The organism is Peptoniphilus faecalis (genome assembly GCF_012976305.1).
GTDB classification, from domain to species: domain Bacteria; phylum Bacillota; class Clostridia; order Tissierellales; family Peptoniphilaceae; genus Peptoniphilus_A; species Peptoniphilus_A faecalis.
In genome coordinates, this window is the sequence record NZ_JABDSR010000005.1 from 19,755 (window position 1) to 34,347 (window position 14,593).

Below are 14,593 nucleotides of genomic sequence, written 5' to 3' on the forward strand. Positions count from 1 at the left end.
CCGAAGTCTTTAAACTTCGGTTTCTTTATTCGTTTGATTTTAATGCATCTATTGCATTTATCTTTTTTATTCTAAAATGGAATATTATCATTATAACTGTGTTTACAGATACTGTTATTATTCCCGCCAGTATAAAAGGTTTTGCAGTCAATTTTTCAGGTAGCATTGACATTAAAGGCACAACTATTTGTAACACAGAGTAGTGTAAAATTTTACCAACCACAAGCCCTATTAATATTCCAATTATTGCAAGGATATAAGTTTCCTTGTAAATATATGCTGTTGTCTCTTTTGGATAAAATCCTAAAACTTTTATAGTTGAAACTTCTCTTATTCTCTCTTCGATGTTTATATTTGTTAGATTATAGAGAACTACTACTTCCAAAATTGTCGTTACAATTAATATTATTATTTCAACTTTTGTTATTGAATATAAAAATTGGTTTAATATATCCTTCATGTCGTCAACATCTGTGATGTTAAAAACAGATTTATTTTCTATTGTAGTTTTTGTAAATTTATCTTTATCAAAATTTTTTGGCAACTTTATTAAATCTGTATTTGGAACAAATTCTGACCCTGTTACCTTTTCAAAATAATCTTTGTTCATGTATACATTATGTCCAATGTAAAATTCTGTGATGCCTGAAACTTCTACTTCAAATTCATTTCCATATACATCACGAAGCTTTAATGGGTCCCCAACTTTTATCTTTTTAAGTTTAGAAAGTTTTTCTGTGATTATTGCACCTCTCTTTGAAAGATTAAGTTCTTCTACACTGTCTTTATCCCTTAGAGATATATAGTCTTTAAACTTTTCATTATCACTTGGCACAATTACATTTACATTTTGGTCTATCTCATCATAATCCATGGTGAATAATTCTTCATAAGTCTTTGTGTAAGCTAAATTTTTATCTTCGATACTCTTTCTATAATTTTTATATGATTCTTCGTCAAATTTGCTGTCGTATAAAACCGAGATGTCATATTTTAAAATGTCTTTAAATTGTAATTTTTCTACATTTTTAACAGATTCTGAAAGTCCAAATCCAAGTACAAGTAATGCTGCACAACCCATGACGCCGACTACTGTCATAAACATTCTCTTTTTCGACAAAAATAAATTTCTTGCAGTTACTTTTGATAAGAAACTCAAATTGTTCCAAATAAAGGGAATTCTTTCTATTAAAATTCTATTTCCCTTTGAAGGTGCTTTGCTTCTTAGAAGATAAGCTGTTTTTTCCTCTAAATTTTTATTAACTGTAATTACTGCCGCAACAGTTGTAAATAAAAATCCAATAGCAATGGCAAATATTATTTTTAGTGGAAATACATTTATTATCAAATGGTTCTCAAAAATTGTCTTTGTGGAGTAAGCATTTCCAATAATATAAGTTAAAATATAAGATCCACTTATAGCACCTAAGGTTCCGCCAATTATTGATGCAAGTGATCCATACAAGAAAAATTTTCGCCCAATTTCTCTATTTGCGTAACCCAATGCCTTGTATGCTCCAATTACAACTCGATTTTCGTCCACCATTCTAGTCATTGTTGTAAAACAAACTAATAGCGCTATTGCAAAGAAAAATATTGGAAAGATAAAGGAAAGCCCGTCAACTCTTTTTGCATAGTCTATATAAGTGTTGATGTCGCCAGACAAATGTCTAGGTGTGATTTTGTATCTAGGTTGCTTTATTAGGCTCAAGTATTTTCTTCCATCGGCAATTTTTCCCCTTGCATCAGAAATTTTCCCTTCTGCTTCTTTGGATTTATCATTGTATTCACTTTCGCCCTTTTTCAAGTCTTTCTCTGCTTTATAGAGTTTTCCCTTGGCGTCATCTAATTTATTTTTTCCACTTTTTAACTCTTTATCTAGCTTTTCTTCTCCTCTTTTTAATTCATCAGTGCCAGATAAATATTTTTCTTTTGCTCTTGAAAGTTTTTCTCTGCCTTCAAGATATTCACTCTCTTTTTCATTGAGTTCTCTTTTTCCTCTTTCGTAGTCAGCATTGCCTTTATTTAATTTTTCCTCGGACTCATCTAATTTATTTTTTGCTTTTGCTAATTCAAGTTTTGCGTCCTGTAATTTCTTTTTATTTTTTTCTATTTCCTCTTTATTTTTCGCAAATTCTTCTTCGCCCTTTTCTGCTTCAGCAATTCCTTCTTCAAGTTGTTTTTTACTATCTTCAATTTGTTTCTTGCTGGCATCTAAGGTTGCTCTCGCCGATACTAATTTTTTTTCGTTTTCGTCAATTTGCTGAATTCCTGCTTTACCTTCTTTTACTTTAGCTTTTAAATCATTTAAATTTCCAGAAATTCCACCTGGAACTTTTTTATTTATTTCTTCAAGTGCATTATCTATTTCTTTCTTAGAATTGTTTAAAAATTCTAATTTTTTATTTAAATCATCTTTATTTTTTTGAAGTCTATTCTTTTGCGCATTTAATCCTGCAACTTCAGCACTAAGTTTTGCCTTTTCATCTTCTGACAAATTCGGATCTTGAAGTTTTGAGTTTATATTTGCAATTTCGTCATCAATTTTTGAAATTCCTGCATCTACTTGGTTAATTTGTTCCTTTGTGCTTGCTATTTCATCTTCGATTGTAGGAAGTTTGCTTAAAATTTCTTCTGCATTATCTAAAATTTTATCAATGGCATAAATCTTTTCAACAGCATCTTCATAAGAACTTGCACCCATTTCTTTTACAAGCTTTGCCTTTCCAGCGTCAAGTTGTAATTTTCCGCTGTCGTATTCTTTTTCGCCATCTTCATATTTTTTTATACCTTCAGAGAGCTTAGCTTTTGATTCTTCAATTTTTTGCCAACCATCATCTAACTTTTTTCTGCCTTCAACAAGTTGATCTTCACCTTGCTTTAAAGCCTTTTCTGAAGCTTCTGCTTCGCCAAGTCCCTTTTGGTATTTTTCCTTACCTTCGACAAGTTCTTTTTGTCCAGAATTTAACTCACTTTTTGCATCATTAAGTTTTTTCTTTCCTTCACTTAACTTTTCATAACCGTCAATAAGTTTTCTCTCTCCATCATCAATTTCCACAGATGCTTTATATAATTTATTTCTATTTTTTGAAATTTCAGACTCTGCGTCAGTTTTTTCTTTATTGTACTTGTCAAGACCTTCTTTATAATCCTCTTTTCCCTTGTTGAGAACCTCACGACCCTTTACAAGTTTATCCTTTGCATCAGTTAGCTTTTCCTCTGTATCTGAAATTTTATCTTCAGCATCATTTATCTTTCCAGAAATTTCATTTTGAATAGAAAGAAGTCTCTCTTTAGGTCTGTTTTTAAGATCGATTTTTATTTCCCGAGTCTTTTTGTCCATGTATTCCACATAATCTTTGTCGGAAGTCATTAGACCTTCTGTCCCCAAAAATTTTAATTTTGCAAGGGTTGGTTCACCTGAGAAATTTCCGTCATCAATATAGGCAAAATAGGAAATTTTTCCATATCCTCTTTCAGAATAAGTCCCTTTTTCATCTTGAATGAAATCCAATGAATTTGCAAAACCAACAATCTTGTAGCTAAGCCTCTTTAAATCATTATCTTTATCATCATCATTATCTTCTTGGAAAGAAATAATATCGCCAATTTTTTTACCTTCTTTTTTCATTCTCGAATCGAGGACAATTTCATCAGAGCTTTTTATATTTCTTCCCTCAATAATTTCAGGTTTAGAAATTTCATAGGGCATATTTAAAACCTTGATTACAATGGAGTCGCCTTCCAAAAAAACATCTTTATCGTAGCCATATTCAAGTTCAGATATATCATCTTCTCCTTCAATAATTTCTCTATCTTTGTCCTCAAAACCTATGGGTACAGAAATTTTTATGTCCTCTTGATTTAATTTTTTTATCTTGTCATCGATTGTGTTTCGCATAACTTCTCCCGTAGAAATTAACCCAATTAATACAAAAACACCTAAAAAGACAATTATTAAAATTGAAATAAATCTTGGAAGAGAATTTTTTATCTCTCTAAAATTATCTTTATCGCAAGCTTTCACGCTGCACCTACCATTCTATTTCCATAATATTCTTAGGATTTTTATTGATAAATACATTCTTCACCTTTGCATCAGCAATTTCAATCAATCTATCTGCACTATTTTTTATCGCAGAATTATGTGTGATTAAAACCACTGTTGTATCTGTAGTTCTAGTTAAATCTTGCAATAATTTTAAAATTTGCTTGCCTGTATTATAGTCAAGAGCACCTGTTGGCTCATCGCAAAGAAGTAATTTAGGGTTTTTTGCAATTGCCCTTGCTATTGAAACCCTTTGTTGTTCACCACCAGATAATTGTGATGGGAAATTATCAATTCTCTCGCCAAGTCCCACAGATTTTAAAACTTCAACGGGATCTTTTGCATGCTTTACAATTTGTGTCGCGAGCTCAACATTTTCTAGTGCAGTAAGATTTGGAATAAGATTATAAAACTGAAAAACAAAACCCATGTCATATCTTCTATAAGTTGTAAGTTCTCTTTCGTTATAATTTGCAATATTCTTGCCATCAACTAAAAGTTCACCGCTTGAAGCAGTATCCATTCCGCCTAAAATATTTAAAAAAGTCGATTTGCCAGCGCCACTTGCACCTAAAATTATTGCAAATTCATTTTTTTCTATTTCAAAATTTAATTTATTATTTGCCATCACAGCTCTCTCGCCAACTTTATACACCTTTGAGAGATTTTTAACTTCGATAAAAGCCATAATACCATCCTTTTAATCTAAACTAAAATTCACTTATCAATAAATGAACTTAGTGTTAATGCTTCTATTTGAACATTATATAATCAATTTTAAGGAAAAACAATAATCATTAAATTACATCTGTTGATTTAGTTTAGGATAAAGAAAGATCAAATTAATAGTAAGATTAAAATAAAAAGCGCTCATCACTGAGCGCTACTCATAAATAAGATAATTTTTTACAAGATAGTATTAACTTTACTTAAAAAATATTCCAATTATTTTATTATCTTTATTGAAACTTACTCTAAAAAGTGCATCTTTTTTATCATATTTTACTTTCTGCAAGATCGTAAAATAAGTTTCTCCCTTATCCTTGTCTTCTTCATAAATCCCCTTTGACTTTCCAAATTCTACAAATTTTCCATAATTTTCAAGGTTTTTATAAGCTTCTTCAAGGATTTCCTTTTTAAATCCAAGGGATTTTTCTGTCAAGTCAATAAATTCAACTGTTTTTCTTTCATTAATTAAACTTATTGCAGCCTGTGCTTGCTTTTCATACTTAGAAAAATCATCATCAGACATTTTCTCACCTTTTGAACCACAACCAACTAGAAATAAAGCTATCACAATTAAAATTAAATTTTTAAAATTTCTCATTGCTAATTCCTCCTAATTTAATATTGACAATGAAGAGCAAAATAAATACACAAATAGCTGTCCATATTCCATATAGCATAAAATTGCTAAAATCAAAAATATATTTTAATGGTATTAAATAATCGAAAATTCCATGCATCATTATTGCTAAAATTAAGTATTTATATTTCTTATTTCTAGCAAAACCAGTCCATATTAAAACCGTCATCCCAATGTGAAATATCATTGCTAATATTCTTTCATAAATTCCTAAAAAAAATTCTGAATTGGTCATTAAATTAAGACTACTAAAGCTTATTGCAAATACATATATGACTTCTATCAAACCATATCCCAGTCCAAAAATAGTAGCATCAAGCTTAGATTTACTTTCTTTTAAAAATTTATCCTTGAAAATAAATCTACATCCCTCTTCAAATATACCTGCACTCAATGATAGTATAAAACCATGTAACAACGGATATAATATTTGAAAATTATAAATTAATAGGCTATTATTTAAAAGCTTTAAAATAGGTAAACGCAGGCACAACTGTGATATTGCAAAGCATAGCATTCCCAACAAAAATAATTTTAAAAATTTTTTCACATCTCTCACAAACTTTCTGTTTAGACATATTTCTAAATAGACTATAGCATTGTTTTTTCTCCTTGTCAATTTTTTACTTCTAATTTTAATAATATTTAAATAAATATAAAATTTAATTTTTATAAAAATAATAAATAAATTTATGCACAAAAATAAGCACTCAGTATTTGAGTGCTCCTATTGCTACCAAGATAAAACCTACTATGAAAGTAAAACATATTGAGTTTTTTTATAAATTCAATTCAAAAAGAAATGCCAAAAACTACATTTTTAAATAGCCAACAAATTTATATATTCATAATGAATTAAATTTAGAAAAAGTAAATTCTACAAGCCTTGGGATTTCTTTATCTACAAGCTCACAGTTTTTAGTTCTTAATTATATAAATAAATTCATATTAGAGTTGTCATTATCAGAAAGCATTGTCGCAACTCCACCTACTTCTACTCCCTCAATCAATTCTTCTTTTGAAAGTCCCATTACATCCATAGACATTTGACAAGCTGTCATCTTAACTCCTGCTCTTTGAGCATTTAATATAAGTTCTTCTAGAGATGAAACTCCCTTATCCTTCATCACTTTTCTTATCATTTTTGAGCCCATTCCAAAGAAATTCATCTTAGAAAGTCCAAGTTTTCTTGAGGATTTTGGAAGCATCATTGAAAACATTTTTGACATAAAGTCTTTTTTTACCTTTGGAGCATTTTCTTTTCTTAATATACTTAACCCCCAAAATGTAAAAAACATATTTACTTTATTTCCCATTGCTGCAGCACCTGTAGCTATTATAAAAGAAGCTATCGCTTTGTCTAAATCCCCGTCAAATATGATCATCGTCTTTTCTTTAATATTTGTGGGGTTCTTTTCTTCCTTTTCTACCCTCTTTCCCTTTTGAATTTTTGCAGAAAATTTCCCTTTATTAGCACTGCTTTCCAATAATGTATTTCCTGTATTATTTGCCCACGATTTTATATCTCTGGCAAAGCCTGGATCTGTTGCCACAACTTCTATTATCTCGCCAGGAGATAATTTATTTATTGCTTCTGATACTTGAACTATTGGACCTGGACAAGAAAGTCCACATACATTTAATAATTTTATTTCTTTATTATTATCATCTTTATTTTCAGAGCTTTCAAATTTATCCTGTTCTGTCGACAAATCTGAATAATCTGAAGATCCTTCTATATCTAAATAAGTTCTGTATCCACCTAAAATATTATGAGCACTAAAGCCCCTTTGTTTTAATATTCTCTCAGCAATATAGCCCCTTATCCCAACTGCACAATAAATTGCATACTCTTTGTTTTTATCAAGCTCGCCTATTCTATTTCTAATTTCAGTAAGCGGCATAGATATGGCTTCATCCATCATACCTGATACTTGTTCTATTTCTTCTCTCACGTCAAGTACAGTGTATTTTGATTTATCCTCTTTCAACTCTTGCAATGTAATTGGTTCAGTAAGTCCTTCTAATATATTTGTCGCCACATATCCCGCAAAATTAACTGGATCCTTGGCACTTGAATATGGCGGAGCATAGGCAAGTTCTAAATCACTTAAATCATATACATTTCCTTTAAAATATATAGTCGTTGCAATTATGTCTATTCTCTTATCCACTCCATCATAACCTACTATTTGAGCTCCTAAAATTTCACCATCCCTGCCAAAAATTAACTTAATTGTCATAGGAAGTGCTCCTGGATAATATCCTGCATGGGACATTGGGTGAACTAGAGAAATATAATAATCCTTTTTATACTTGTATCCCTTTTTAATTAGTGATTTTTCATTTGATCCCACTGTTGCAACAGTCATGTCAAATACCTTAGCAACACTTGTGCCCATAGTTGCTTTATAAGTTTCTTCCCTTTTTTCTAAAATATTTGAAGCAACAGCTCTACCTTGTTTATTTGCAGGTCCCGCAAGAGGAATCATAGTATTTGTTCCCAGTATAAAGTCTTTGACTTCAATTACATCTCCCACGGCATAAATGTTTTCGTCAGATGTTTTTTGAAATTTATCTACTTTTATACCGCCTCTTTCATTTAATTCAAGTCCAGCACTTTTTGCAATTCCGCTATTAGGTCTAACGCCAATGGATAAAATTGTAATATCACTTTCTAATTTTTTCCCAGATTTTAATTTTATAGTTTTTCCTTTATTTTCTGTTCCGTCAAATCCTTCTCCAAGTAAAAGCTTTACACCTTTATTTTCTAAATGATTTTCTAAAATTTTTGCCATATCTTTATCTAATGGTGGCATAACTTGATCTGACATTTCAACAAGAGTAACTTCCAGACCCTTTTCATATAAGTTTTCAGCTGTTTCAAGTCCAATGAAGCCTCCTCCAATGACTACTGCTTTTTTAGGTTTTTCTTTTTCTATAAAATTATATATTGCATCTACATCTGGAACTGTCCAAAGCTTAAAAATATTTCTTTCATTAATTCCTTCTACATCTGGTATAAAAGGACTTGAGCCAGTAGATAAAAGTAATTTATCATAATCTTCCTCGTATTCTCTTCCACTTGTGTAATCTATGATCCTGACCCTTTTATTTTCTTTATCTATTGAAAGAACTTCATTTTCCGTTCTAATTTCAATATTGTATTTATCTTCAATAGATTCTTTAGTAGTTACAAAAAGAGAGTCCCTTTCTTCTATTGCACCACCAATATAATATGGAAGACCACAATTTGCGAAGCTTACATATTTTCCTCTTTCTAAAAGAAGAATCTCTGCATTTTCATCAAGTCTTCTAAGTCTTGCTATCGCCGTTGCACCACCTGCAACTCCACCAACAACTATTATCTTCATTCTGCACCTCTCATTATCACCTTTACAATTGAAATTACATCCTTCCTTTTAACTGAATAGTAAATTAAATTTCCTTCTTTTCTTGCTTCAACTATTCCTAAATCTCTAAGTTTTGATAAATGTTGAGATAAATTTGATTGAGTAACATCCATGCAATCCACTATTTCTGTTACATTTTTTTCTCCTTCATTAATCAATTTATCAAGCACACATAATCTCACTGGATGAGCCATTGCCTTTACCAGACTTGCTCTGTCTTTAATTACTTTTTTATGTTCTTCAGTAATTTTTTTCAAAATCAATACACCTCTAAAATTTACCTATATTAGCATATTAGCAAATTCTAATATAGATGTCAAGTTAATTAAACCTTATCTTTAGATATTTTATAATTCTTTAATTTGTTTTGCTTTCAATTTATGTCAGGGCATTTCAAAGTAAATTCATCTTTTATGTAGTCAGTCAACACTAATTAAATGCTATAAACATAATATAAAATTACCATATAAAAAGCACTCAGTATTTGAGTGCTTGCCTTAGTTTTTTGTCTACTTCTTTTTTCTTCATAGTCTCTCTTTTGTCCCAAAGTTTTTTACCCTTTGCTTTTGCAATTAAAACTTTAACCTTTCCCCTCTTTAAATAAACCTTCAAAGGAATTATTGTATAGCCATCTTGAGTCTTTACTTTTTCAAGGCGAAGGATTTCATTTTTGTGCATCAAAAGTTTTCTCTTTCTCATCGGGTCAACATTGTAAATATTTCCCTGTTCGTAAGGAGAAATGTGCATGCCATATACAAAAATTTCGCCCTTATTTATGTCGCAATAGGAATCTTTTATATTTATTTGTCCCTTTCTTATTGACTTTACTTCTGTCCCAAAAAGTTCAATGCCTGCTTCATAAGTATCTTCGATAAAATAAAGATGGCTCGCCTTTTTGTTATTTGCAATTGCGTTATCATTTTCTTTACTCAATCTTCATCACCTATTAATTTAAAATCAATATTTCCCATATTTAAATCTACATTTATAACTTCAATTTTTACTTCGTCGCCAATGTGAAATTCATCCTTTGTTTCGTAATCAATAGCCTTGTAATTATCCACGTCAAATTCGTAGTAACCATCCATAGTTCTGTAGCTAATGAGTCCTTCGATTAAATTTTCAAGCTCTACAAAAATCCCAAAACTTGTTATACTTGAAACTCTACCAATGTATCTTTCTCCAATGCGTTCAGACATATACTCTGCCATTTTAATGTCTTCAACTTGTCTTTCTGCATCCTGTGCAATTTTTTCCGTCCTAGAAACCTGCTCTGCAATTTCTGGAAGGACTAATTTTAAATTTTTTATTATTCCCTTAGAAAGGGTACCCTTGAGATGTCTTTTTATAATTCTGTGAATTGTAAGATCAGCATATCTTCTTATTGGAGAAGTAAAATGTGAATAGTAATCAAAGGCTAAGCCAAAGTGTATGTCATTTATTTCAGAATACCTCGCCTTTGTCATAGATCTCAATGTCATTGTAGAGATAAACATTTCCTCCTTAGTTCCCTTTGCCCTTTCGAGAACTTTTTGCACATCCTTTGGTTCGACTTTTCCGTCAAAATTTATCATATATCCAAGTGGTCTAAGATAAGCATTTAGTTCGGAAATTTTATCTTCCTTTGGTCTTTCGTGAATTCTATATAAAAATGGAATGTGTTTGAAAAAATATTCTCTTGCCACACAGACATTTGCCGTTAACATAAAATCTTCAATAAGTTTGTTGGCAGATCTTCTATCTCTCTTGTGAATATTTTGTGGCCATCCTCTTTCGTCAACTTCGATTATTACTTCTGGTATATCGAAGTCAATTGCGCCGCCTTCTTCTCTCTTTTTTTGTAAGATTTGTGAAAGTTCATACATATTGTCTAAAGTTTTTTCAAGCCCAACTAGGGATTCATGAACTATATTCTTTTCCAAATAATCGGACACATCTTCATAGACAAGCCTTCTATTTGAGTTTATTACAGATTCACAGATTTCATGTTTTACTACATCGCCACTTTTATTTATCTCTGCAATAACTGAAAGGGTAAGCCTATCTACACCTTCATTAAGTGAACATATGCCATTTGAAAGTTCAAAGGGTATCATTGGTATTACTTTATTAAGTAAGTAAACTGAATTACCCCTCTTGAAAGCTTCCTCGTCTATTGCCCCAAGCTCTTGGACATAATGTGCTACATCTGCAATGTGAACACCTAAAATGTAATTGCCCTTTTTAGAAATTTCTAGAGAGATTGCATCGTCAAAATCCTTTGAGTCCGCTCCGTCAATGGTAAAAGTTGTTAGATCTCTGAAATCACGCCTGCCCTTTATTTCATCAGCACTAACTTCTTGCGGCAAGCTCTTTGCTTCAGAAATTGCCGCCTTGTTAAATTCCATGGGCAGGTCAAGAGATGCTGCAACGGACATTATGTCAACATGAGGATCTTCTGGATAACCTAAAATTTCTATGATGCGACCCTCTGGTTTTTTATTTTCCTCTGGCCATTTCTCTATTTTTACAACTACCTTTTGACCATTTCTTGCTCCATTAATTTTTTTCTTTGGAATATAAATATCCATTGCCATTTTGCTCTCGTCTGTGATTACAAATCCAAAGTCCTTCTTTTCTTGAAAAACTCCAACAAATTTCGTGTTCACTCTTTTTACAATAACAAGCACCTTTCCCTCAGGTCTATCGCCAGAGGAATCTTTGTACCTTCTAACAATAACTTCATCATCATTAAGTGCAAAATTTAAATTGTTTTTTGATATATAAATATCTTCGTCAAGATTTCCCCTTATCAAAAATCCAAATCCCTTTGCTTTTGTTTGAAGTTTTCCATAAAAGAATTTGTCATTGTCGACAAATCTGTATTTTTTTCTAGAATCTTCAAAAATAAGTCCTTCTCTTTGTAGCTCTTCAACTATTTTAAAAAACTGTTTCTTTTCTTTGTTTTTAATTTTAAATAGCTTTGTGAGTTCCTCCTTTGACCTTGGCTTTGAATTTTTGATAACTTCTAAAATCTTTTCTTTGATCATTAAATCTTTGCTCCATAACTTGTCATATTAAATAAATTTGAATCAATGGAATAATTGTTTTCTGCTCTTTCGCTATGTCTAGTCTTTCCAAGTTCAATTAATTTTGTAATTAAATCCTCAATCTTTAGTCCATCTACCTCATAAAGATAAAAGGCAATAGAACCTGGTAGGGTGTTAATTTCATTTACATAAGCCTTTTCACCATCAACTAAAAAGTCAATCCTTGCAACTCCCGCTCCATCAATTGCCATGAAACTTTTTTTTGCAAGCTCTTTAATTTCTTTTTCAAGACTTGGTGTCAAATCAGCTGGGAGCTTTTTGTTTTGATGCTTTTGTGATGACTTTGCACCCTTTGAACCAGAAACATATTTATCTTCGTACTTCAAAAGATCCTTAAATCCGAGGGGTTCCTCTGCTGCAGAAACTCTAAGGTCATTTTCATAACCAAGGACTGCCACATTTATCTCCCTTGGATTTACCACTGCTTCTTCCACAATTATTTTTCTATCATAATGTGCTGCAACTTCAAGTGCCTTTGAAAGGTCAAGAGCATTCTCCACTCTTGAAATTCCAATAGAGGAACCTAAATTTGCAGGCTTTACAAATAAAGGATATTTCAAATCCTTGCATTTTTCAACAATATTTTGTAAATTTTTAAGCTCTTCTTTGTAAAAATACTTGTATTTTGTCATTGGAATATTTTCTGATTCAAAAACTTTTCTCATAATTACCTTGTCCATGCCTACAGCTGCTGACATTACGCCACAACCAGTGTAGGGCATTCCCATAAGTTCAAAAAGTCCTTGAGTGCATCCATCTTCGCCAAAAGTTCCGTGAAGGGCAAAAAATATTGCATCGATTTTTTCGTAAACTTCGACAGAATCATACTCTGGCTTAAACAATTTTTTTTCGTTATGCTTTACAAAGTAAAGATTTTTGTCGCCATAAGTTGGCTTGAAAAAAACTTCAACTCCATCGTGGAAGTCTTGATTTTTATACGCTTTAAAGTTTTTTAAACTTTCGCCCGAAAGAAATTTGCCGCTCTTTGTAATATAAATTGGAATAGGATTGTACTTTGTCTTATCCATATTTTCAATAATTTGCATCCCTGTAATTACAGAAACTTCGTGTTCAACGGATCTACCTCCAAAAATTACACCTATATTTTCCATATTCTCACTCCTCATTGTAATTGTCAGGAAGGTCATTTTCAAATAGAAGGACATCTCCTGGCAAGGAAATCTTTGCGAGTACTTCAGTAGCTTCTGCTAGTGAAGAAACTCTGTAAATATTATCTTCATTAAATTTTTTATTTTTTAAACCCTCATAAATTGGAAGTGTTCTCTTTTTGCCGACTAAAATTACAAAGTCGAGGACATCTGCCATTGCTTCGCCTATTTTTCTATTTTCACAAATTTCCATATCGCCAAGTTCAACCATGCCTGGCGTAATAATTATTTTTCTATGATCTTTAAATTCTCTAAGAACATCTAATGCTGCCCTAAATCCAACAGGGTTTGAATTAAAAGCATCGTCAATAACTATTGTGCCATTTGTCGATGGTAGAAGTGAAAGCCTATGTTCCACTGGCTCAACTTTTTTTATTCCCCTTTGTATATCTTCTAAGCTAAGTCCAAGGACATGTGCCGCAGTCGCTGATGCAAGTATGTTTGAAATATTGTGTACTCCAAGAAGTTTTGTCTCGCATTTTATTTCCCCCACACCCTTGATGTGAAGCATAAATTCAGAACCAGTTTCATTAACTTTTATCTCGTCAGCATAAATATCTAGTTTTTCAAAGTCCCTTGTTCCATATCTATAAGTTTTCTTTAAAGTTTTATCCGCAAGAGGCTTTACATAGTCGTTGTCGTAGTTAAATATTGCAATTCCATCTTCAGGCAAATCCTCTATTAATTCATACTTTGTTTTTTGAATATTTTCGATTGTCTTAAAAAGATGCATGTGCGTTGGCCCAATTGCTGTAATTATTCCAATATCAGGTTGTACAAGTTCCGCCACTTCGTGAATTTCTCCTGGCATCTTGGCTCCAAGCTCTGCGATGAAAACCTCTGTGTTGCTTTCAAGTTCATTGTTAATAATTTTTGAAAGACCCATAGGCGTATTAAAGGAAGAAGGCGTGTTTTTAACTCTAAGTCCTTCAGACAAAATTGTATTAGATATAAATTTTACAGAAGTCTTTCCAAAGGAACCCGTTATCCCTAAAACTTTTAAGCCCCTTTCTTCTTTAAATTTTTTAATTTTAGCTTGTGCAGAATTGTAAAATCCCATATTGATTTTGTCTTCAGTTGGCTTTGCCCACATATTTGTCAAAATCAAAATTCTATATTGAAAAAAATAAACTAAAAAGGAAAATACAATAGTCGAAAATGCTGATAGCACATAAGATTTTGTAATATCAAATAATAAAAGAGAAATTACAACAATAATTACGAAAAAAATAAAATTTACAATTTTATGCTTTTTTAAAAGTCTCTTTGCCCTATCAGTCCAAACTATTGGCGTTTTTTGATTTTTATCCAATTTGTAGACTAATTTATTCATCTTTTCCTTGTTATTTTTCAAAAACGTTTTGTACTCGTCATTGTCATAGCCTTCAAGTTGAAGCATATGAATGGGAAAATTACTCCTAATTAAAGAGTAATAAAGTGCCACAGAAATTACTATTAAATCTATTATATAAATAGGTAGTTTCACTAAAAAAATTTTCATCTAAATC

The 14,593-nt window shown here is 31.4% G+C and carries 10 protein-coding genes; all 10 read right to left on the minus strand.

All coding sequences use genetic code 11. The features are described 5' to 3' along the window. Positions 1 to 25: 25 nt before the first annotated feature. Complete coding sequence (locus HKO22_RS04275) at positions 26 to 4,027, minus strand: FtsX-like permease family protein (protein WP_169968800.1); 4,002 nt, start codon at positions 4,025 to 4,027, stop codon at positions 26 to 28. Between the two features lie 7 nt (positions 4,028 to 4,034). Beyond that, positions 4,035 to 4,736: an ABC transporter ATP-binding protein gene (locus tag HKO22_RS04280; protein ID WP_075660113.1), complete on the minus strand. Its 702-nt coding sequence runs from the start codon at positions 4,734 to 4,736 to the stop codon at positions 4,035 to 4,037. A 237-nt stretch (positions 4,737 to 4,973) separates the two neighbouring features. Next, entirely contained in the window at positions 4,974 to 5,375 is a 402-nt protein-coding gene (locus tag HKO22_RS04285) for a DUF3887 domain-containing protein (RefSeq protein ID WP_169968802.1), read from the minus strand. Further along, the gene (locus HKO22_RS04290; RefSeq protein WP_169968804.1) at positions 5,362 to 5,964 is read right to left on the minus strand and encodes a YhfC family glutamic-type intramembrane protease; all 603 of its coding nucleotides are present in this window, start codon (positions 5,962 to 5,964) and stop codon (positions 5,362 to 5,364) included. The genes HKO22_RS04285 and HKO22_RS04290 overlap by 14 nt, the downstream gene beginning before the upstream one ends. Before the next feature lie 379 nt (positions 5,965 to 6,343). Further along, complete coding sequence (locus HKO22_RS04295) at positions 6,344 to 8,788, minus strand: FAD-dependent oxidoreductase (protein ID WP_169968806.1); 2,445 nt, start codon at positions 8,786 to 8,788, stop codon at positions 6,344 to 6,346. Further along, positions 8,785 to 9,084: an ArsR/SmtB family transcription factor gene (locus HKO22_RS04300; protein ID WP_211660205.1), complete on the minus strand. Its 300-nt coding sequence runs from the start codon at positions 9,082 to 9,084 to the stop codon at positions 8,785 to 8,787. The genes HKO22_RS04295 and HKO22_RS04300 overlap by 4 nt, the downstream gene beginning before the upstream one ends. A 220-nt stretch (positions 9,085 to 9,304) precedes the next feature. Next, a complete protein-coding gene (smpB, locus tag HKO22_RS04305; protein WP_075660110.1) occupies positions 9,305 to 9,760 on the minus strand; it encodes an SsrA-binding protein SmpB in 456 nt (151 codons plus the stop codon). Further along, positions 9,757 to 11,856 carry a ribonuclease R gene (gene rnr, locus HKO22_RS04310; protein ID WP_169968808.1) on the minus strand — a complete coding sequence of 700 codons (2,100 nt, stop codon included), beginning with the start codon at positions 11,854 to 11,856 and terminating at the stop codon, positions 9,757 to 9,759. Before rnr ends, smpB begins: the two co-directional genes overlap by 4 nt. Then, complete coding sequence (locus tag HKO22_RS04315) at positions 11,856 to 13,028, minus strand: D-alanine--D-alanine ligase family protein (RefSeq protein WP_075660108.1); 1,173 nt, start codon at positions 13,026 to 13,028, stop codon at positions 11,856 to 11,858. The genes rnr and HKO22_RS04315 overlap by 1 nt, the downstream gene beginning before the upstream one ends. Before the next feature lie 4 nt (positions 13,029 to 13,032). Further along, entirely contained in the window at positions 13,033 to 14,586 is a 1,554-nt protein-coding gene (locus HKO22_RS04320; protein ID WP_169968810.1) for a UDP-N-acetylmuramoyl-tripeptide--D-alanyl-D-alanine ligase, read from the minus strand. Positions 14,587 to 14,593 lie beyond the last annotated feature (7 nt).

What these genes read in the sequence shown, in the direction of transcription:
- HKO22_RS04280 (WP_075660113.1), bottom strand. Translation starts at nt 4,736, where the DNA reads ATGGCTTTTATCGAAGTTAAAAATCTCTCAAAGGTGTATAAAGTTGGC.
- HKO22_RS04285 (WP_169968802.1), bottom strand. Translation starts at nt 5,375, where the DNA reads ATGAGAAATTTTAAAAATTTAATTTTAATTGTGATAGCTTTATTTCTA.
- HKO22_RS04295 (WP_169968806.1), bottom strand. Translation starts at nt 8,788, where the DNA reads ATGAAGATAATAGTTGTTGGTGGAGTTGCAGGTGGTGCAACGGCGATA.
- rnr (WP_169968808.1), bottom strand. Translation starts at nt 11,856, where the DNA reads ATGATCAAAGAAAAGATTTTAGAAGTTATCAAAAATTCAAAGCCAAGG.
- HKO22_RS04315 (WP_075660108.1), bottom strand. Translation starts at nt 13,028, where the DNA reads ATGGAAAATATAGGTGTAATTTTTGGAGGTAGATCCGTTGAACACGAA.
- HKO22_RS04320 (WP_169968810.1), bottom strand. Translation starts at nt 14,586, where the DNA reads ATGAAAATTTTTTTAGTGAAACTACCTATTTATATAATAGATTTAATA.